Origin of the sequence: Variovorax boronicumulans, assembly GCF_040544675.1 — a bacterium.
Classification (GTDB): Bacteria; Pseudomonadota; Gammaproteobacteria; order Burkholderiales; family Burkholderiaceae_C; genus Variovorax; species Variovorax boronicumulans_D.
This window is the reverse complement of record NZ_JBEPKK010000020.1, coordinates 19,987-39,033: the sequence shown is the minus strand read 5'-3', so window position 1 is coordinate 39,033 and position 19,047 is coordinate 19,987. Positions and strand designations below refer to the sequence as shown.

Below are 19,047 nucleotides of genomic sequence, written 5' to 3'. Positions count from 1 at the left end.
CACCCGCCAGACACACAGGACCACGAGGAGAAACCACCATGGCAGAAGCACTCGAGCAGGGCGCACTCAAAGATGTCGCCTATGCGGGCAGCGATTTTTCGTCGCTGCTGCAAAAGGAATTCAAGCCGCGCAGCGACGAAGCCAAGAGCGCCGTCGAAGCCGCGGTGCTCACGCTGGCGCAGCAGGCGCTGAGCAACAGCACCGTCATCGGCAAGGACGTGACCAAGTCGATCCAGGCCATGATCGCCGCCATCGATGCGAAGCTGACCGACCAGGTCAACAAGATCATCCACCACGCCGACTTCCAGAAGCTGGAGAGCGCGTGGCGCGGCCTGCACTACATGGTGAACAACACCGAGACCGACGAGCACCTGAAGATCCGGGTGATGGACATCTCCAAGGTGGACCTGGCCAAGAGCCTGAAGAAGTTCAAGGGCGCGGCCTGGGACCAGAGCCCGATGTTCAAGAAGATCTACGAGCAGGAGTACGGCCAGTTCGGCGGCGAGCCCTTCGGCGCGCTGGTGGGCGACTACCACTTCGACCAGAGCCCGCCCGACGTTGAACTGCTCGGCGAAATGGCCAAGATCGCGGCCTCGGCGCACGCCCCCTTCATCACCGGTGCGAGCCCCAACCTGATGCAGATGGAGTCGTGGCAGGAACTCGCCAACCCGCGCGACCTGACCAAGATCTTCCTCACGCCCGAGTACGCCGGCTGGCGGTCGCTCCGCGATTCGGACGACGCCAAGTACCTGGGCCTGTGCATGCCGCGCTTCCTGGCGCGCACGCCCTACGGCGCCAACACCAATCCGGTGGAAGAGTTCGACTTCGAGGAAGACACCGCCGGCGCCGACCACAGCAAGTACGCCTGGGCCAACGCCGCGTATGCGATGGCCACCAACATCAACCGCTCGTACAAGCTCTACGGCTGGGGTTCGCGCATCCGCGGCATCGAGTCGGGCGGCGCGGTCGAAAACCTGCCGCTGCATACCTTTCCGAGCGACGACGGCGGCGTGGACCAGAAGTGCCCCACCGAGATCGCCATCAGCGACCGGCGCGAAGCCGAGCTCTCCAAGGCCGGCCTGCTCTCGCTCATCCACCGCAAGAACTCCGACTTTGCCGCCTTCATCGGCGCCCAGTCGCTGCACAAGCCGGCCGAGTACGACGACCCCGACGCCACGGCCAACGCCAACCTGGCGGCGCGCCTGCCCTACCTCTTTGCCTGCAACCGCTTTGCGCACTACCTGAAGTGCATCGTGCGCGACAAGGTCGGCAGCTTCAAGGAGCGCGACGACATGCAGCGCTGGCTCAACAAATGGATCATGAATTACGTGGACGGAGACCCCGTCAACTCGTCGGAAGAAACCAAGGCCCGCAAGCCCCTGGCCGCGGCCGAGGTGGTGGTGGAAGAAGTCGAGGGCAACCCCGGCTACTACAGCTCCAAGTTCTTCCTGCGCCCGCACTACCAGCTCGAAGGCCTCACGGTGTCCTTGCGCCTGGTGTCCAAGCTGCCCTCGGCCAAGGGCGGAAAGTAAGAAAGGCATATGCCTTCGGAGGGGCTTTGAAAACACCGCCCCTTGCTCGTTCTCTTCATAGCTCCCGGGCACCAACGCCGAAAGCACCGCACGGAAGCCCTTTTTTCTCTCTCTGACTCACACAACTGAAAGGTAAGCATCATGGCTGCAGACATGTTTTTGAAGCTCGAAGGCGTCGACGGTGAATCCAAGGACGATTCGCACAAGAAGGAAATCGACGTTCTCGCCTGGAGCTGGGGCGCCAGCCAGTCCGGCACCGGCCACGTGGGCGGCGGTTCGGGCGCGGGCAAGGTGAGCGTGCAGGACATCTCGATCACCAAGTACGTGGACGCCTCCTCGCACCTGCTGTTGCTCGATTGCTGCAACGGCCAGCACATCAAGAAGGGCACGCTGGTGATCCGCAAGGCCGGCGCCACGCCGCTCGAATACGTCAAGCTCACGATGGAAGACATTCTGGTGAGCAGCATCAGCGCCGGCGGCAGCGGCGGCGAAGACCGCCTGACCGAAACCATCTCGCTGAACTTCTCCAAGTTCAAGTACGAGTACACGCCGCAGAAGGCCGACGGTTCCGGCGACGGCACCAAGGAAACCGGCTGGGACATCGCGGCCAACAAGAAGGTCTGAAGGCCTGAAGACCCGACGCGACCCTCCGGCCGCCGCAAGCGGCCGGGGGCGGCGTCACGCTCTGAAGCCGGAGACACGCGATGGGAACATTCAATGCCAAGGTCCTTCAGTGGGCCAGCGGACAGGCCGGCAAGCAGGTCGGCGCGGGCGAGTGCTGGGACCTGGCCAACAAGGCCCTGCGCCAGGCCGGAGCCGGCACTTCGTCGGACTTCGGCGGCACCGGCGCCGACGACGACTACATCTGGGGCGATGAAGTCGCACTCAAGGACGCCCTGCCAGGCGACATCCTCCAGTACCGCGACTACGAAATGACGACCACGTCGATCACCGACGTCACCTTTGCCGACGGCTCGGGCTGGACCGACAAGGAAGAGCCCCACGTCACCACGGTGGGGCATCCGCACCACACCGCGATCCTCTCCAGGAACCCGGGCGACGGCGCCATCACGGTGCTGGAGCAGAACTACATGGGCAACAAGGACAAGGTGCGCTCCAGCGCGATCCGCTGGAAGGGCTCGCCCGCCAAGAAGACGACCACGCGCAAGATGATGAAGCGCGCGGACGACGGCAAGATGGCCATGGCCACGGTGGAAGTGACCGTGGGGGTGACGGTCACGGGGACGCTGAAGGCCTATACGCCGAAGGCGCCCTGAGGCCCGGGGCCTCATCGCCCCGCCCGCTCCCTCCATTCCTGTTCCCTCTCTACTGCGCAGCTTTCCCAGGCACCGCGGGCGCCTCACCCATGGGCGCCGGCATCGTCTCCTGCGCATCGGCATCGGCATCGGCACTCGCAGGCATCAGCCGCGTCGCATCGTCGTCGTTCTCGTCGGGCATCACCCACAGCGTGAGCGCTGTGTAGTTGTCGTGCCCCGGCTTCGCATGCGCCTTGATCTGCGTATCGAGCTGCTCGGTCCACTGCGTGGGCGTGCGCGAGGCGTGCAGCGTGTCGATGAGGCACTCGTCGCCCAAGGGCTCCCACACGCCGTCGCTGCACAGGAGCAGCACGTCGCCGGCCAAGAGGCGCATGCGGTCCGACACCGTGATGTCGGGCGCCTCCTCCACCGAGCCCAGCGCCGACAGCAGCATGTTGCGCTGCGGATGCAGCCGCGCCCCTTCTTCGTCGAGCATGCCGCCGGCCACCATCTGCTGCACCAGGCTGTGGTCGGTGGTGCGCGCCACGATGGCGCCGCCCCTGAACAGATAGGCCCGGCTGTCGCCGCTGTGCACCCAGGCCAGCGACTGGCTTTCCAGGTCGATGGCCGCGAACACCACCGTGGAGCGCATGCCGGCCAGCTTGCCGCCTTCGGCCTGGCGGGCCACCACATCGAGGTTGGCCTGTTCGATCAGCTTGTGCAGCGTGGCCTGGTCCAGCCCCGGCGCGGCCGAAAAGCCGCCCAGCACGCTGCTGCGCGCCGTGGCCGCCGCCACATCGCCGCCGCCATGGCCGCCCGCGCCGTCCGCCACCAGGCAGGCGACATAGCGCTCGTCGTGCCAGTGGCCGTGAACGTCCTCGTTGTAGTTGCGGCCGCCCTGTCGGGACAGCGTGACGATTTCAATTTCCAAGCGGGGTGCCTCGCGTGTGATTGCTGGATGTGTTTGCCGTGCCGCCGCTGCGTCAGCGGTCGTCGGATTTCAGGCGCGCCATCTGCTCTTCGTAGGCTTCCAGGAACGCCTTGCCGAAGAGGTTGTGGAAATCGTCCTCCGCCTCGGTCGCGATGCCGCCGTACAGCGCCACGAACTGGTCCCAGAGCTTGGCCTTGCGGTTGGCGCTGAACAGGGAGTCCAGCGCCGACCTGGCACTGATCTTCTTCTCGAGCTCCTCGGGCTCGAAGCGCGCGATCACATGGGCCAGCGCCGCGCGCAGGCCCACCATCACGCCGAACTGGTGGGCGCGCAGGTCGTTGAAGGCGTCGCGCATCGCCGCCTCGGCCGGCATGAAGCCGCGCACGCCTGGCCCCAGGAGGTGCGCAAGCGCCACCTCCACCGTGGGAGAAAACTTCAGCGGGTTGTTGGCCTGCGCCGCGATCATCGTGACCTCGGCGCGCACCTCGCGCTTGAACTCCTGCCGCGTGAGCAGCAACTGCAGCGTGCCCTCGGTGGCGCTGCGCAGCATCGCGCCGATGCGCTCCATGAGGCCCGGCGTGAGCATCTCGGGCGTCTGGTGCGTGCTGCCCAGGCCGCGCAGGAAAGCGGCGAGCAGCTCGTCGTCGGAGGCGGTGCGCTCGGCGCGCGCGACGGCCGGCGCAGCCGCCCGCTGCACGGGCGGCGGCGGTGCTGGCGGTGGCGGAGGCGGAGGCGGCTCGAAAGGCTTGCCCACCACCTCGGGCCCGCTGATGCGGATCGGCTGGCCCGTGATGTCGTCGAACTGCGGCAACTCGGCGACCGGTGCGGCGATGGGCACAACGGCCGGTGAAGGCGCTGGTGCAGGCGGCGGCGCCGTGACGACCTTCGGCGGCGTGAAGCCGAACTGGTCGATCGGCAGGTGGTCCGAACGCGGCGTGGGCGTGGACGGCGCCGCGCTCTGCAAGGCGGCCAGCGGGTCCATCGAAGACGCGGTGTTGGGCTGCAGCAGCGGATCGGCCAGCGGCGACAGCGCGAGCGGATCGCCGCCGATGCCGCCGCCCAGGCTGCCCATGCCGCCGAAGAGGTCGTCGATGCCGGCGGCCCTGCCGTGCGCGGGCGGCGCGCCCAGGTCGGAGAAATCGTCGAGCGCGCCCATGCCGGCCGAAGGCGCCGACGACGGCGTGGGCCCCAGCAGATTGGCGAAGGGATCGACCTGCGCGGCTTCTGCGTTGCGCGAGCCGCTTTCCATGGGGTCGGGGAACAGCAGCGAGTCGGCGCTGGCGGGCGCTGGCGCGGGTGCGGGCGCTTTCGCACGTGCGGCACCAGGCGCTGGCGCCGAGGAAGCCGCTGGCGCCGGCGAACCGAGCCCCGCGAGCAGATCGGCAAAGGGGTCGTCGCTCGACGTGCCCGCGTGCGCGGCCGCGCCCGGCGCCGACATCACCGTGTTGGGAATGGCCAGCGAGGGCGGCGCCGCGGCGGCCGTCATGCGCACAGTGAGCTCGAAGCTGCCCACAACCAGCCGCGCGCCGTCGGTGAGCGGCGCTTCCTTGCCGGAGCCCAGGGACACGCCGTTGCACTGCATCGGATTGCTGCCCCGGTCGATCACGAAGTACTGGCCGTCGCGGCACAGCACCTGCGCATGCACGCGAGAGACCGTGCGGTCGGGGTCGTCGAGCACCAGCGTGTTGGTGTCGGCCCGGCCGATGGTGCCCCCGTTGGGCCCGAAATCGGCCGCAATGGCCTGCCCCGCCGGAGCGCCTTGCCGGGTGACGACAGCGATATGGATCATGAAACGGCCCCCGAGGCTCTAGGCCCTTCTATGCCCGAACACAGCCCGCGCACGCACGGCGTGCACAAGCGAAAAAACTCAGAAGGAGTATTCATTCCGTGGGGCACGTTGGCAATCTCGCCTTAAGAGATATGCCATTGCAGCCAGGCTGCGACGGCGGTGAAGATGAGGGCGATGAGGAGCCAGGTGCGCACGGCGGGGTCGCGCAGCGTGCGGCCTCTTGCGCAGCGCAGTGCGGCGGCGACCAGGAATGCGGCGGCGAGCGCGGCGAGGATGTACTTCGCGGCCATCGGCGGTCCCTCGCTCATTCGTCCGGCCACTGCGCGAGCCATCGCTGCTGGCGCCACGCCGGCGCGCTCGTGGGAAACAGCTTGCTCCCCGGACGCAGCAGGCAAAGGTATTCCGCGGCGGCCATGCGCTGGCGCTGGTAGCCGTTCCTCAACACGCCGGTGCAATGCGCCCACGATGGCACCGCGCCCATGAAGTAGCGCTCGCCGGGCTGAAAGCCGTGCGCGTTGGCGGCCCACCAGTCGCCGATCTTCGCGGGGTCGGGCCAGGGCAGTCCGTCGTCTTCGTCCATGGCGACGTTGTCGTCTTCCGGCGAGTCGCCGGGGCCGGATTCGATGTCCTCGGGCGGCCTGCGCTCCAGGTCCAGCCAGGCCAGGTCCAGGCCGGTGATGGTGCTGAAGGCCTCGCCCGCCAGACGCGACATCGCCGGCTCTTCCATCTGCGCGATGAGCCAAGGCACCAGCCGCGTGTCGCCTACCGTGCCAGCGCTGCGCACGGCGTCGCGCACGTGGCCGGGCTTGTCGAGCATCTCCGCCAGCAGCGGCGCGGCCTGCGCCGGCGTCGCCAGCTTGAACAGCAGCGACAGGGCCTGTGTGCCGTGCGGCGCTTCGGGCAACAGTGTGGCGTCGTGCAGCGCACGCACGGGCTTGTGACGCTCGCCGAGCAGCACGGCCGACCGCGCGGCCCAGAAGCGGCAGCCGGGATCTCCGTCTTGCAGCGCCCCGACGCACGCGGCCGCAAGATCGGCCCTTCCGCACTCGCCCACGGCGCGCAGTGCCTGCGCCCGCAGCACCGTGTCGGTATCGGCGACAGCGGCGTGCAGCGCATCGCCGGGGTCGACCATGTGGAAATCGCAGGCGGCGATGGCGACGGCGCGTCGAAACGCATGGGGTGAAACGAGCATGTCCTTCGCGATGCCCCGCAGCGATTCGCCCGACGCCCAGCCGCCGGCCAGTGCAACCGCATCGCGCACCTCGGGCAACAGCTCGGCAATGGCCAGCAGGCGCTCCAGCCGCGCCAGGTCGCGGTTCTCCAGCGCCAGCACGATGGCCGCGAACACCTCGCCGCGCCCGGCACGGGCCAGCGCCTCGTCGCAGGCCCTGCTGCCCGCATCGCGCGCCACCGCCAGGCCGTCGAGGTGTGCGGCCAGCCTGTCGTCGAGGCGGCGCAGGTGATGCAGCTTTGCGTGCGCCGAACCCGCCAGGAAAAATCGCTGGTTGCAGAGCAGCGCGGATTCCTCGGCGTGGCGCGCCACGACGAGCGGAATCGCCGCAGCGGCGCGCAGCGATGCAGCGGTCATGTCGGGGCCGTCCGGTTCACTTGTACTTCTGCCACGCGGTGCCGTCGAATGAGACCACGTCGTCCCGCCCTACCGACCAAAGCACGCCCTCCGCCGTGGTGAGGCTGTAGCAAGTCGCCGGGCGGGCATTGCCGAAGTCCACCGGCACGAGCACATCGCGGTCGAGCGTGAAGAGCGCCGTCATGGTCGCCACGTAGAGCCGGCCCTCGAACCAGCACAGGTCCCAGAGATCGGCGGTGACCTCGTCGTCCCACGGCACGACCGCCCAGGCGTCGTTCCTTCCGCGCACGAGGATGCCGCCCTGCCCGCCCGCGTAGACCACGCCGTCGCCGGCGCAGCACACGGTTGTGAGGATCACGTTCGTCGGGCTGGCCCTCTCGTGCCAGGCCGCGCCGTCGTGCTGCCAGATCTCGCCGCCCCAGCCCACGGCGTAGATCTCATTCTGCGAATAGCCGTCGATTGCCTCGAAGCCGAGTTCGTCGGTATCGCCTGCGCGCGGCGCGCTCATGTCGCTCCATTGCCGCTCGCCGCCGCGTCTGAAGACCTGGCGCTTCATGCCGCAGGCATACACATGGCCGCCGATCTCACGGGCGTTGCGGATCATGACCGGCGGCGGCATGATCGCCTCCTGCGTCGAGTTGCCGCCGACGTAGGTGACGACGTCGCCGTCCTCGCCGATGAGGACCACCTTTTCCTCGGGCGCGCGAGCCATCGCGACAGCCGCCGAATCCCACTCCGTGTCCACGGCGTCGCTCCACTGCCCCTGGTCGACTGCCACCAGACTGGTGTGGGCGATGTCGCCGGCCGCCAGCGATCTTCCCCGGCTGATCACGTAGACCAGGTCGTTGAAGCGCGCGGCGCCCCTGACGAATTCACGCGAATCAAGAACGGGGTTGCTCATTGGGACTCTCCTTCTCGTCAGCGTGCGCGCCGACCGAATTTGCCGAGCGCCGAGGCGATCGTCGCCTTCAGCGCCTCGAATTTCGACATGTCGTTCTTGCCGGTCGGCGAGAACTTCACAGCCTTGCGCTGGTCGCCCATGCCCTTGTGCCCCTGCTTGAGCTGCGCCTCGATGCAGGCCTTGTCGCACTGCGGCGCGACCGCCGTGGCGCCCTTGGCGCAATGCGCGACCTCGGCGTTGAAGGAGCGGTGGTCGCCCGGCGAGACGCCGGCGCCGGCCGTCGTCTTGTGATGCGCATGGCGCAAGCCGTGCGTTCCCGAGCAGCTCCCGCCCTCCGTGCACATGCAGGGCGCCTTGTCGATGCTGTACTTTTCCCAGCCCGGCATCGGCGTTCCGTCGGAGACGGAGTTCACGAAGAACGAACTCTTGGGAACGATGTGATCGCCGGTCTGCGCCGGACAGCAGCCGGTGATACCGTCCCTGGGTTCGGCGTTGTAGGGCGCCAGCCGGCATCGGCGGGCCGCCGCGCAAGGGTTTTCGCTCGCGTTCTTCGCGCGCGTGGTTGTCGCGCCCTTGCTGCGTGTGAATGCGCTGCCGATGCCGGCCTCCTCGCACACATCCTTGCCCGGACCGTCGGCTTTTTTCTTGTAGCCCTTGCAGGCCGTCTTTTCCTGCTCGATGTCCTTGTCGCAGAGCGCCTTGATGTCGCCGTCGGCCATCGAGTCCACGAAGGGCCAGGGGATGGATTCGTTGGCCATCGGGCTGCCGTGGTTGTTGGTGGTCTTGTCCAGGTGCCGCACAGCGTTCTCGCCTTCGAACTTCACGTCCATCGACCAGTCGATGAAGTACACCTTGCCCTTGTTCTTGCTGGAGATCACGCCCTTCTTGGCCGCACTGCCCGCCTCGTCGCCGGACGAAGTCTTGAAGTAAGACTTGTTCTTCAACATGATTTCCTGGCCGGAGATCTGCACCGTGCGGCTGCCGTCGGTTGTGTCCGATGCCAAGCCGGTGTTCGGATAGGGCACCGGCACGCCCGGCGGCGTTGCGGGGTTCTCGGGCGGCGTCATGCAAACGTCGGGCGTGGCGCAGATCGTCTTGCCCGCGCCGGCCTTGCAAGCCACCTCCCGTCCGTTGGCAAACACCTGGTTGGCCATCGTCAGCCTCCCGCCGGGAGCCAGGAAAAAACCATCGACGCGCGCTTGCCGTCGTCATTGCCCAGGTGCAGCAGCACGTTGTTTCCCCGGGCATAGGCTTTCTCGCAGGCGGCCTTGAGCACGGCGATCATCGCGAGCCCCACCGTAGCACCCACTTCGCCGATGCAATCGGCCGGATGCCACACGTCGAATTCGGCGCGCTTGGTGCGGTCGATGCGGCCGAACGCAAGCGTGGCCTCCTTGAACACGTACTGCCCGCCGGAGGCGTCGATGATCTTGAAGTCCAGGATGCTTTCGTCGCAAGCAGCCTCCTGCAGCGACTGCTTGATGGCCGAGGTCAACCCGTCGGCGCGCAGCGGCTCCTCGGAATCGATGTGGGCCTTCTCGACCGCGAAGCCGATGCCCCGACACACCAGTTGCCCCCACGGCTGTGCGCGCAGGGGCTCCAGCAGCAGCGCGGCCGCGCCTTCGCCGGGAATGAATCCATCGGAGTTCTCGCTGGTCAGCAGCCGGTCGCGCGCCTCGCAGTCGGCCAATGCCGCACCGGCCAGAAGGCTGTCGCTGGCCGCCACGATGACCTGCGTTGCCGCCGCCGCGTCGATGATCTGGCGCCCCCGGTGCAATGCCACGGCTGCCGAGACGTGGCCTTGAACGATCACTGCGGACTGTGGATGAAAGCTCAGGCCGAGCTCGTCCTGCAAGGCGGCCAGGAAGCGCGCGTCGTCCGGCACCGACCGCCCGGGCCGGTCGGCCTCTGCCAGGCACAACAGGAGCGGCGTTGACTCGCACGCGGCCTGGTCGAAGCCATCCAGGCACTCCCCGATCGCACGCGCCGCCATCATCAGGAGCTTCTTCTCGCCGCGCCATGGATATTCGAGCGGAACCTCGCAGCCCATGATCCACTGGCCGCGCCGGTCCCTGAACGAGGTCTGCTGGAAGTTGTCGATGGCACCCCGGATCGCAGCGCAGCTCGCCGGCGCATCGAGCCCCACGCCCGTCACCATTCCCACCCTGCTGACCACCAACGGCGTCGCGCTCATGGCGTGCGCTCCGTGTCCTGCCGGTGGGTGCGCACCAGCGCGCCCAGCGACGGATGCCAGGCTTTCCCGAGCGCGCGGGCACGCCACCACCCGCTGGACATCGTGCCGGCGAGGATGTTCGATATCTCGAACATGTTCTTCCTGAGCGGCACGGTGCTGCGCCATGCGAGCGTCATGAACCCCTGGTCCGCGTGGATGGCGATCGTGTCGAGCACCGCGCGGGTTTCCTGGTGCCCGCCCTTGCGGTGGAAGAAGGTGACGGGCACATCGCGCGCCGGCAGGCGGAACCGCGTCTGGCCCTCGGGCGTCAGGTTGGCCAGGGCCATCTCCTCGCCGCCGAGCGGATGGGCGATCTGCTGGTCGGCGGGCGCCGCCTGGTAGTAGTCGTCGCGAAAGTCGTCCGGCAAGAAGGGGAAGGTGTTGTCGATCCAGTCCTGGTCGTAGGTGCCCGCATGCGGCAGCCGACCCGACCATCCCCTGCCGAGCGGGCCCAGCGCCATCGGTGCGAAGACACCGTCGGGCGCATCGACCGGGTGGTCGAGCGCCTCGGTGTTCGGCAACGGCGCGCCATCCACGAAGCGGGCCTGCAGGTTGCGGTGCCAGCCGCGCCCCACCGGGTTCGCCATATAGGCGGCGTGCCGGGCGGGATCTTCATGACGCTCGTCCACGCCGCCGAACGCGAGGTCGTAGGAGATCGGCTGCGTCACGAAAGGAACAGGCGGCGAGGCCCGGCAACCCGAGAGCCCCGCCTCCCAGTGCCGGTCGCCGACGACGGCGAACACCTTCTTCCAGCCCCCGAGACGCACGCCCACCGCCACGCGCTGCGCGGGCTCGCCGTGCGGGGCGTGCGCACTGCCCGACACCAGAACGTCGCAGCGCAGCTTGCGCGGGGCGAAGTCCACCTCTTCCGCGGGCGCCGAATACCCCGGTGTGCCGGTGAAGGTGTCGGCCGTGATCAGCGGGCGTTGCACCGCAAGAAGCTCTGCCGTTCCGCCATCCGGCGGAATCGTGAACGTGCCCTTCACCACCACGACCAGCAGTTCGCGCCCCGAGGGCTCCACCCCCATGGTGTATCCCACGGTCATTCCGGTGGCATTGACGATCTCCATGGCCGGTTACGTCCGTTCAGTTGATCTGCACCGCCCCGCCCTTGACCCGGTTCACGCCCGTGGACCGGCTCAGCACGTAGCTGCCCTGGATCAGCACCTTGCCCGCGCGCGTGAGCGTGATGCTGGCCTTGCCGCATCGCAGCACCATCTGCTCGCGGGCGCTCACCACCATGCGCGCACCGTCGGCCTCGACCTCCACCTGCGCCGGCTTGTCGGCGAGCGGCCAGCCCTCGTCCCCGCGAAGCAGGCCCATCACGATCGGGCAGCCCGCGTCGGCCTGCTCGAACATCAGCACCACCGCCGCTCCGATGTGCGCGCCGTGCAGGTCGACCACGCTGCGCGCGCGCACGGCCGCGGTGCCGGCCTGGCCCGGGAACATCACGAGCGGTGTGCGCCCCTCGTCGGCGATGGCGATCAGCTCACCGATCACCACGCCGCCCCAACGCGCGACCGCCAGGGCTTGCTGCATTCCGCTCTCGATCAGGTCTCTGCCGCTCATGGTGTTTGCTCCGTCGATGGTGTTCAGTTCTGCAAGATCTTCGAGCCCTTCATCACGATGTCGCTGCTCGCCTTGGCATTGATCTTTCCCGAAGCGTCGATCGTGATGTCCTTGCCCTTGATGACGATGGTTCCGTCCTTCTTCATCGTGATGCTGGCGCTGCCGGTGGTGATGGAGATCGAGTCGCCCGCGCTGATGACGAGGTTCTTGCCGACCGTGAGCGAGTCGTCCTTGCCCACGCTGGCGGTGCGCCCCTGGCCCACGCTGCGCGACTCGTTCTTGCCCACGGTGGTGGAGAGATTGCCGCCTACATCCACCGACCGGTTCGCCCCGATGCTGCTCGACTGGTTCGCCCCCACGTTGATCGTCTGGCTCGCCCCCACCGTCATCGCCTGCATCGCGCCCACCGTGATCTCCTGCGCCGCGCCCACGGTGATGGTTTCGTTGATGCCCACCGTGTGCGTGCGCTGCAGCGCCACCGTCGCGGTCTCGCTCGCGCCCACGGTGATGCTGCGGTTTGCGCCGATGGAGATCGTCTCGTTGCTCCCCACCGTCTCGGTGCGGTTGACGCCGATCGCGATGGTCTCGTTGTTGCCGACGCTCTCCGAGCGGTTCACGCCGATGGTGATGGTCTCGTTGTTGTCCACCGTCTCGGTGCGGTCGTGCTTGACGTGCACGGTCTCGTCGTGGTCGACGGTCTTGGTGCGGTCGTGGCCGACCCAGTGGGTCTCGTCGTTCTCGACCTCGATGTCCTGGTTCTTCTCGGCATGCAGGTACACCTGCTCGGAGCCCTTCTTGTCCTCGAAGCGGAACTCGTTGCAGTTCGACGCGCTGCCCTTGGGCGTGGAGCGCGTGCGAAAGCCGCTCTGCGTGTGCGAGCCGAAGGGAATCGGTTGGTCGTCGTTGTAGACGCGGCCCACGATGATCGGGCGGTCGGGATCGCCGTTCAGAAAGTCGACGATCACCTCCTGTCCGATGCGCGGAATGAAATATCCGCCCCATCCCTTGCCCGCCCACGGCTGCGACACGCGCACCCAGCAGGTCGATTTTTCGTCGCTCTTGTCGTAGCGGTCCCAGTGAAAGTGCACCTTCACCCGGCCGAAGTCGTCGGCATGGATCTCCTCGCCCGCCGGCCCCACCACGATGGCCGACTGCGGGCCCGGCATCACGACACGGGGCGTGAGCCGCGGCGGGCGGAACGGCACGTCGATCGGCAGCGCGGTGATCAGAAAGGCGCTCGTGCCCTGCGGGTCGGTGCGCAGTGCGGGCGCGCCAGCGATCAGCGCTTCGAGCGCAGGGCGCGCCTCGGCGTTCACCGCATCATCGGCGAGCGCTTCGCGCAGCGCCCGTTCGATGGGCATGCGCGGCGTGTTGTGGGGAATGCTCTCGTAGCCCGGATGGCTCGCCGCGAAAGTGCAGGCCGCGATGATGTAGTCGCCGTCGCGCGCGCCGTCGGGGTCGCCCTCGAAGGTAAAGCTGCGCCCGGCCGTCACGTCGGGCCAGGTGGTGAGCGCCCAGTGGCGCTGGCGCCGCGCGACGATCTCTTCGCCGCGCAGCTTGCCCTTGTCGTCCGCGTCGCCGCCCGAGAAGTAGCCGCCGGCGAACTCGAAGGCCTCGAACTCGGCCAGCTCGTGCTTGTCGGGCGCGCCACCGGCAGCCTCGAGCTTCTTCTTGATCGACTTGAAGTTGCTGTCACTGGAGGCGTAGGTGCCGGTGTCGAACTGCCGCGCGCTCACCCAGCGCGAGATCTCGTTGTGGCGCGCCTCGGTCGCGTCGCTCGCCGTGTGGCGCAGCGTGCCTTCGACAGGCAGCTTGTCGTGCGCCATGTCGCTCGCGTCCGACAGGTGCATGGTGCCTGGTGCATCGTGCGCGTCGAACCAGTAGTAGATGCCTTCGTCTTCCAATAACCGCGACAGGAACTGGTAGTCGCTCTCCTGGTGCTGCACGCAATAGCGGCGCGGGTTGTGGGTGCCGACCACGTTGCTGGTCTTCGTTTTCTTGAAGCGCTTGATCGGGCTGTCTTCGAAGACAGCATCGAGCACTTCGAGCACCTTCTTGTCCTGCAGGATGCGCGAGTTGATCCGCTTGGTGAGCAGCCAGAACCACGAGCGCAGGCCGATGCGGTATTCGAAGTGCCGCCCCACGTGGCCCGTGCGCTCGAAGCGCACCGCATGGCCCTGGCAGTGGCGCTCGTGCACGCCCCCGTCCTTGTCCTGGAATTCGATGACCACGTCGAACGCGCGGCCCAGGATGTCCTTGGCGTCGAGCGCGCGGTTCTTCGACAGCACCGTGAGTTCGTAGGTCGACGCGCGCGCGAGCGCCTCGTGGCCGACGATGCGCCAGAACATCAACTCGCCGTTGGCGGGTGAGTCGCTTTCGATTCGGAACTCGTGATCGGCCATGTGTTTCGGCTCGAGGCCCTCTTCATGTTTTCCTATTCCCGACTCTGCCCAGCAGGCGAGGGCCAGCTGTCGATGTGACCCCTCAGGGCGCCAGCAGGAGCACCAGCGCCTGACTCGGCACGGTGCGTACACCTGGACAATTGGTGCTGTTCTGCAACGTCGTGCTGGTAAGGCGCGTGGCAGGCATGCTGTTGAGCAGCACGGTGAAAGCACCTGTCAGATGGCGGCTCGGCCCCATCACGGTGCCCGAGGCAACACCGAGGAGCACACCGGCGTTGTCGCCATTGGTCATCGGAATCGTGGTGCCCAGGTTGTGTGCCGGTGTTCCCATGATCAGGATCGTCGGACAGTTGGGGATGGCCATCGGCCCCATCGCGACATTCGGATACGGAACGGGCAATGGCGAAGGGGCAGCCGGTGTCATGCAGACATCGGGAAACCCCATGTCGGTGCCCATCATCTGGCAATTGGCGAACATGGCAAGCTCCGATTTCTCAGCCGAAGTGGATCTGTGCGCCGCGCGTCTTGACGAGCTTGGCACCGTTGATCAGTGCATGCTCCCCTTGCAGTCGCAGTAACTGCTCGGCCTCGCATTCGATGTGCGTCGCACTGACCCGATCAAGTCCCTTGGTGGTTCGCAGATAGTGGTGGCTGAAATGGTTGACTCGCTCCATCACCGTGCTCAATGCATGGCCGATGAGCTTGACGGTGCCTGCGACCACTCGCAATTGGCGTCCCGAAAACTCGGCGCTGTCGGTCGAGAGACTTGCCGCTTGCACATTGAAATCGAGGCGGTTCGCTTCGAAGCGCAGTTCCGGCGCGCCCACCCGGAGACTTCCGCCGCGCACGACGAGGTGCGTTTCGCCTTCGCACTGGAGCACCCGGGGCTGCGATGTTTCGGCTCGCCGCAGGACCGCCAGAACCCACGCGTCACCATCGGCCGTTCCGATGCAGGCAACAGTGTCGCCGGGGACAGGGAGCAGCAGGCAGCTCGCGGCTGCATGGGCCAGGGTGCGCGCAACACCAGGCCGCGCGAGCCATAGCGCATCGCCTTCGCGGGCTTGCACGGTGGCGCTCCAGCACAGGGCCGCGGCATCCGCCAGCGGCGGGTTCGGACGTCGGGTAACGGGCGACCGCCGCTTGACGGATGGAGAGGTGACTGCGGGCATGGGGTTCCTTTCTGGATTGAAGACCGGTGGGCTCAAACGGCCATCGGACGCCAGGCTTCCGCCTCAGCGAGATCTGGGTCCGTTTCTATCGCGCGAGCGCGGTCTGTCATCTGTGCGTTGTCGGTCATTGCACGGTGCAGGCAAGCGCGTTGCAATGTGGCTTCTCGCAGATCCGCCCCCATCAATCGGGCGTGCCGCAGATCTGCATAGGTCAGATCGGCGCCAGCGAACAGGGCGTCCTGCAGATCCGCCCCCGCAAAGTGCGTCTGATAGAGGTCGGCCGACGCGAAATTGGCTCCCGGCAACTTCGCTGCGGTGAAAAGCGCCTGCCGCAAACGTGCGCCCGCGAAGTCGACGCCCATTCCGGTGGCACCGCAAAAGAGCGTGAGAGGCGCGTCGACTCTGGCGAAGCTGGCGCCGTCGAGTTTCGCGCCCTGGAAATTGCATTGCCGCAAAGGCGCCTCGGTGAACTCCGAGCCGCTCAGGTCAGCACCGGCAAACATACAACCTTCAAGCGTGAGTCCCGCGAACGAGGTGCCCGAAAGCCCTGTTTCGACGAATGCCGTCCTCAACATGCGTGCGCCCGTCCAGACTGCATGCAGGAGATTGCATTGCTGCACGGTCGCGTACCGCCAGTCCGTTCCTTCGAGGTTCGCGTCGAGCAAGCTGCTCTCGGTGAGCACCGCCGCATCGAGCATCGCGCCGCGGAGAATTGCATGGCCCATGTTGGTCTTGGAAAGCACCAGCATGCCGAGGTTGGCCTTGCTCAGGTTCGCATGAGGCGACTGGCATTCCGCAATCACCGCCGAATGCATGTCGGCCTCTTTCAGATCCACGTGATCCATCTTGCACCGGTTGAAAACGGCGCGGCGCAACTGCGCGCGGTGCAACAAGGAACCGCTCAGGTCGCATTGGTCGAACACGGTTTCTCGCAGGTCGGCGTCGCGCAAGTCGGCGCGCGTGAAGTTCACCTGCGTGAAAGTGCCGCCCCCCAGTCGTGCACGGGCGAAATGGCCGCCAGTGAGGTCCACGTTGGCCACCACTTCGCCCATCAGCGTTGCGAGGGTCAGTATTTCGAGGTTCATGCCGACGCCTCTTGCTCCTGGACGCTCAGACGCGGCCACGTCCGCGATCGCTTGAGCAGGGCGCCGTCGAATCGAGTACCACCGTCCATGCGGACACGGGCGAGATCCGCACCGAAGAGATTGCTGCGTCGCATGTCGGCACTCCGAAGGTCGGCATGCTGCAGGATGGCATTGGAAAAGTTCACGCCGGCCAGCTGAGCTCGCGCGAAAACGCTTCGCCGCAGCAAAGCGCCCTGCGCGCTTGCCAGCCGCCAATCGCTATCAGGAGATGCAACCTCGCAGAGATTCGCTCCGTCGAGCACACAAGACACGGCCCGCGCCCGCGTCATGTCGGAAGCACCGAAATTGGCGTTGCACAAGATCGCCTTGCCAATTTCTATGTCGACAAGGCTGCAGCCCTGCACGAACATCGCCCCCTCCGCCCTTGCGCCCGCCAGATTCGCGCCGTCGAGCTTGCAGGTCACGAAGGTGGCAAGCGCGAGTTGCGCGCCCCGAAAATCGGCGCCCGAGAGATCGCACTCGATGAACTGGGCGCCTGCCATATCGGCTTCGGCGAACTTCATGCCGGTCAGGGCACGCCGATAGAAGACCTGGTCTCGCGCGCTCAGCGCCTGCGCATCGGTGCCTTGCCAGGTCGTGTCGAGCAGTTGCGCACCGGCCATGTCGGCGCGCCTCAGCGTCGCGCGGTCCAAGGCCGCATGGAACAGCAGGGCTTTGCCGAAGTTCGCGCCTTCGAAGACAGCGCCCGCCCAACTCGAGCGTCCAAGATTTGCCCCCTCGAGCCGCGTGCCGATGCCGATCGCATCGGTGAACCGGGCATGCGCCAGCACCGCATTCGACATGTTGGCCCCGGAGAGGTTGGCCTTGGTGAAGTCCACGCTCTCAAGCCATGCGCCGGTGAAGTTGACGCCATGGAGATCCATCCCTGAAAAATCGGCACCGGTGAAATCCATCATCGCGAAGGTTCGCAATCCGCCGGCAATGGCTTTCTTCATGCCTTCGCGCAGTACGGCCGCATCTGCGGCCTTCATGGGATGCGCCGGCGGCTGCTCATGGGCTGTCTGCAGGTAACCCTGGTGCTCGCTGATTTCCTTGGCCCACAGTTTCGCGTGGAGCTCGTCCGCGTCGATGTTCGCTTGAGGCACGCTTGCGCGCAGGCGGGCCAGTTCGTCGTCGGCGTTGAAGCGTGGCGGCCCCCTGTGCACCATAGTGAGGGGATCGAAGCTGTACTTTTGTTGCGCAGCGACGGCGTTCTCCATCGCGGTAAGCGCGTCGTCGATAGCTTCGAGTTGCTGCGCTTCGGCGAGGAGAACCTGGGCCTTCAGATGCGCAACGAGCTCATTGGGCGCAGGCTTCGCCTCTGGCACAGGCATCACGATGCCCAGCGCGTCCGGGTCCTGGCCCCTCGCGCGCGCTTCCTCCCGGGCGAGTTCCACGTCTATCGCGGCGCGCCTTTTCTGTGCTTCGGCTTGCAGGTCATCCCCTTCGAATGCCGCAGCCGCACGCACGGTTTCCGGATCGACGGCATCGATGCCTTCGGGCAGCAGATCGCTGTCGTCCAGGCTCTGGATTGCTCCCCATCGGGGATCGTTGCGCTGAGCAATTGCGTTCAGGTAATGCGCGTCGCTGCGCGGCTCGCCCATGCGCTCGATCGCCCCCAGCAGACCATGCACATCGCTGCCGTCGTCGGTGGAGATTTCAGCCAGGCCCTGAAACAACAGCAATGCGCGCTCCGCGTGTGGAAAGAACCAGACGGTCGTAAGCCGCAGGGGCACCTCCCGCAGACGCGGCTCGCTCACGCCGGCCTGGCGGTAGTCGGCGAACACCCGAGCCTTTAGGCCCGGCAAGCGCCCCTCGATAGTGGGCCTTTCGGGATGCAGATGATCAAGTTGAAATGGCTCGTCGCCGCGCAGTGGCTCATCGAGCCATTGGTCTTCTGGCGCAAGGTTGAAGTAGCGCCAGTCGAGATCGGGCGCGAAGCCGGGGGCATGCTCTTTCGTGTAGTTTTCATCGTACGTTCCCCGGTAACGCGTGCGCTGAGGATGCGTAGGCGGGAGCAGGCCGAATCCGGCCGGCTCCACTCGCTGTTCGGGCGCATGAAGCACTTGGTCCGGATGCTCGATGTTGGGGAGCAAACGCACCCCCTTTTCGGAGGCAAAACCCTTTCCGCCAGGATTGGAGGGATGCCCGGCGCCGCCGTACGCGTGCGCCCAGTCGAGCGGCATCGAAGCAAATGCCTTCGGTGCACTCAACTGCCTGCCCTCCCACTGCCGGTCGCCGAAAACCAGAAGGGTCTTGCTGCGACCACCAAGCCGTACACGCACCGCGCACGAATTCCGGCCATCGGCGGGCACAAAGGCCTGGCCATGCACCAGAAACTCGGATGTGAGTTTCGCAACACCCTCGTCGATCAGCGGTGCAGCCATCTCCTGGCCGAGAAAATTCCAGGCCGACTGCTCGCCCCACAACGTGCCTCCCTGCGCCTGGGAGAAAGGCACATGGAGCATCGCCGTCACGCACAGTCCGAAACGCTTGCGATATTCGATCGGCCGGGTCGACAGACCCAATGCCTGGGGCTTGATTACCTGCATG

Annotated in this window: 17 protein-coding genes; 3 read left to right on the top strand and 14 right to left on the bottom strand. The window is 66.7% G+C overall.

Annotated elements, in window-relative coordinates; translation table 11 throughout:
• Window positions 1-38: 38 nt before the first annotated feature.
• The 3 genes from tssC (at window position 39) to ABIC90_RS25165 (ending at window position 2,809) form a co-directional block, all read left to right on the top strand.
• Window positions 39-1,532: a type VI secretion system contractile sheath large subunit gene (gene tssC, locus ABIC90_RS25175; RefSeq protein WP_354359078.1), complete on the top strand. Its 1,494-nt coding sequence runs from the start codon at window positions 39-41 to the stop codon at window positions 1,530-1,532.
• Window positions 1,533-1,673: 141 nt separating this feature from the next.
• Window positions 1,674-2,156 carry an Hcp family type VI secretion system effector gene (locus tag ABIC90_RS25170; protein WP_354359076.1) on the top strand — a complete coding sequence of 161 codons (483 nt, stop codon included), beginning with the start codon at window positions 1,674-1,676 and terminating at the stop codon, window positions 2,154-2,156.
• Window positions 2,157-2,236: 80 nt separating this feature from the next.
• Window positions 2,237-2,809 (top strand): hypothetical protein, encoded by a 573-nt coding sequence (locus ABIC90_RS25165; RefSeq protein ID WP_354359074.1) that lies wholly within the window; start codon window positions 2,237-2,239, stop codon window positions 2,807-2,809.
• Window positions 2,810-2,858: 49 nt separating this feature from the next.
• Here the strand turns inward: ABIC90_RS25165 and ABIC90_RS25160 are convergent, their stop codons facing one another.
• The 14 genes from ABIC90_RS25160 to ABIC90_RS25095 form a co-directional block, all read right to left on the bottom strand.
• The gene (locus ABIC90_RS25160; RefSeq protein ID WP_354359072.1) at window positions 2,859-3,719 is read right to left on the bottom strand and encodes a PP2C family protein-serine/threonine phosphatase; all 861 of its coding nucleotides are present in this window, start codon (window positions 3,717-3,719) and stop codon (window positions 2,859-2,861) included.
• A gap of 52 nt (window positions 3,720-3,771) precedes the next feature.
• Window positions 3,772-5,508 (bottom strand): type VI secretion system-associated FHA domain protein TagH, encoded by a 1,737-nt coding sequence (gene tagH, locus ABIC90_RS25155; protein ID WP_354359070.1) that lies wholly within the window; start codon window positions 5,506-5,508, stop codon window positions 3,772-3,774.
• Between the two features lie 122 nt (window positions 5,509-5,630).
• Entirely contained in the window at window positions 5,631-5,798 is a 168-nt protein-coding gene (locus ABIC90_RS25150) for a hypothetical protein (RefSeq protein ID WP_354359068.1), read from the bottom strand.
• 14 nt (window positions 5,799-5,812) lie between these two features.
• A complete protein-coding gene (locus ABIC90_RS25145) occupies window positions 5,813-7,096 on the bottom strand; it encodes a TIGR02270 family protein (protein WP_354359066.1) in 1,284 nt (427 codons plus the stop codon).
• A 16-nt stretch (window positions 7,097-7,112) separates the two neighbouring features.
• Window positions 7,113-7,997, bottom strand: a complete 885-nt coding sequence (locus ABIC90_RS25140) for a hypothetical protein (protein WP_354359064.1) — start codon at window positions 7,995-7,997, stop codon at window positions 7,113-7,115.
• 17 nt (window positions 7,998-8,014) lie between these two features.
• Window positions 8,015-9,151, bottom strand: a complete 1,137-nt coding sequence (locus ABIC90_RS25135; RefSeq protein ID WP_354359062.1) for a PAAR-like domain-containing protein — start codon at window positions 9,149-9,151, stop codon at window positions 8,015-8,017.
• Between the two features lie 2 nt (window positions 9,152-9,153).
• A complete protein-coding gene (locus ABIC90_RS25130; RefSeq protein WP_354359060.1) occupies window positions 9,154-10,191 on the bottom strand; it encodes a hypothetical protein in 1,038 nt (345 codons plus the stop codon).
• Window positions 10,188-11,300, bottom strand: coding sequence for a DUF2169 family type VI secretion system accessory protein (locus ABIC90_RS25125; RefSeq protein WP_354359058.1), 1,113 nt, complete (start codon window positions 11,298-11,300; stop codon window positions 10,188-10,190). Before ABIC90_RS25125 ends, ABIC90_RS25130 begins: the two co-directional genes overlap by 4 nt.
• Before the next feature lie 16 nt (window positions 11,301-11,316).
• Window positions 11,317-11,799 carry a DUF6484 domain-containing protein gene (locus ABIC90_RS25120; protein WP_354359056.1) on the bottom strand — a complete coding sequence of 161 codons (483 nt, stop codon included), beginning with the start codon at window positions 11,797-11,799 and terminating at the stop codon, window positions 11,317-11,319.
• Between the two features lie 23 nt (window positions 11,800-11,822).
• Window positions 11,823-14,201 carry a type VI secretion system Vgr family protein gene (locus tag ABIC90_RS25115; protein ID WP_354359054.1) on the bottom strand — a complete coding sequence of 793 codons (2,379 nt, stop codon included), beginning with the start codon at window positions 14,199-14,201 and terminating at the stop codon, window positions 11,823-11,825.
• 82 nt (window positions 14,202-14,283) lie between these two features.
• Window positions 14,284-14,679 carry a DUF4150 domain-containing protein gene (locus ABIC90_RS25110; protein WP_354359052.1) on the bottom strand — a complete coding sequence of 132 codons (396 nt, stop codon included), beginning with the start codon at window positions 14,677-14,679 and terminating at the stop codon, window positions 14,284-14,286.
• A gap of 16 nt (window positions 14,680-14,695) precedes the next feature.
• Complete coding sequence (locus tag ABIC90_RS25105) at window positions 14,696-15,370, bottom strand: DUF3540 domain-containing protein (RefSeq protein WP_354359050.1); 675 nt, start codon at window positions 15,368-15,370, stop codon at window positions 14,696-14,698.
• 32 nt (window positions 15,371-15,402) lie between these two features.
• On the bottom strand, window positions 15,403-16,455 hold the full coding sequence (locus tag ABIC90_RS25100; protein WP_354359048.1) for a pentapeptide repeat-containing protein: 1,053 nt from the start codon (window positions 16,453-16,455) through the stop codon (window positions 15,403-15,405).
• The gene (locus tag ABIC90_RS25095) at window positions 16,452-19,046 is read right to left on the bottom strand and encodes a DUF2169 domain-containing protein (protein ID WP_354359046.1); all 2,595 of its coding nucleotides are present in this window, start codon (window positions 19,044-19,046) and stop codon (window positions 16,452-16,454) included. Before ABIC90_RS25095 ends, ABIC90_RS25100 begins: the two co-directional genes overlap by 4 nt.
• Between the last annotated feature and the right edge of the window lies 1 nt (window position 19,047).

Excerpts from the sequence above, each read along its gene's own strand:
- tagH (WP_354359070.1), bottom strand. The coding sequence starts at position 5,508 with ATGATCCATATCGCTGTCGTCACCCGGCAAGGCGCTCCGGCGGGGCAG.
- ABIC90_RS25115 (WP_354359054.1), bottom strand. The coding sequence starts at position 14,201 with ATGGCCGATCACGAGTTCCGAATCGAAAGCGACTCACCCGCCAACGGC.
- ABIC90_RS25145 (WP_354359066.1), bottom strand. The coding sequence starts at position 7,096 with ATGACCGCTGCATCGCTGCGCGCCGCTGCGGCGATTCCGCTCGTCGTG.
- ABIC90_RS25140 (WP_354359064.1), bottom strand. The coding sequence starts at position 7,997 with ATGAGCAACCCCGTTCTTGATTCGCGTGAATTCGTCAGGGGCGCCGCG.
- ABIC90_RS25105 (WP_354359050.1), bottom strand. The coding sequence starts at position 15,370 with ATGCCCGCAGTCACCTCTCCATCCGTCAAGCGGCGGTCGCCCGTTACC.
- ABIC90_RS25170 (WP_354359076.1), top strand. The coding sequence starts at position 1,674 with ATGGCTGCAGACATGTTTTTGAAGCTCGAAGGCGTCGACGGTGAATCC.
- ABIC90_RS25120 (WP_354359056.1), bottom strand. The coding sequence starts at position 11,799 with ATGAGCGGCAGAGACCTGATCGAGAGCGGAATGCAGCAAGCCCTGGCG.
- ABIC90_RS25130 (WP_354359060.1), bottom strand. The coding sequence starts at position 10,191 with ATGAGCGCGACGCCGTTGGTGGTCAGCAGGGTGGGAATGGTGACGGGC.
- ABIC90_RS25100 (WP_354359048.1), bottom strand. The coding sequence starts at position 16,455 with ATGAACCTCGAAATACTGACCCTCGCAACGCTGATGGGCGAAGTGGTG.
- ABIC90_RS25095 (WP_354359046.1), bottom strand. The coding sequence starts at position 19,046 with ATGCAGGTAATCAAGCCCCAGGCATTGGGTCTGTCGACCCGGCCGATC.
- ABIC90_RS25110 (WP_354359052.1), bottom strand. The coding sequence starts at position 14,679 with ATGTTCGCCAATTGCCAGATGATGGGCACCGACATGGGGTTTCCCGAT.
- ABIC90_RS25125 (WP_354359058.1), bottom strand. The coding sequence starts at position 11,300 with ATGGAGATCGTCAATGCCACCGGAATGACCGTGGGATACACCATGGGG.
- ABIC90_RS25150 (WP_354359068.1), bottom strand. The coding sequence starts at position 5,798 with ATGGCCGCGAAGTACATCCTCGCCGCGCTCGCCGCCGCATTCCTGGTC.
- tssC (WP_354359078.1), top strand. The coding sequence starts at position 39 with ATGGCAGAAGCACTCGAGCAGGGCGCACTCAAAGATGTCGCCTATGCG.
- ABIC90_RS25135 (WP_354359062.1), bottom strand. The coding sequence starts at position 9,151 with ATGGCCAACCAGGTGTTTGCCAACGGACGGGAGGTGGCTTGCAAGGCC.
- ABIC90_RS25165 (WP_354359074.1), top strand. The coding sequence starts at position 2,237 with ATGGGAACATTCAATGCCAAGGTCCTTCAGTGGGCCAGCGGACAGGCC.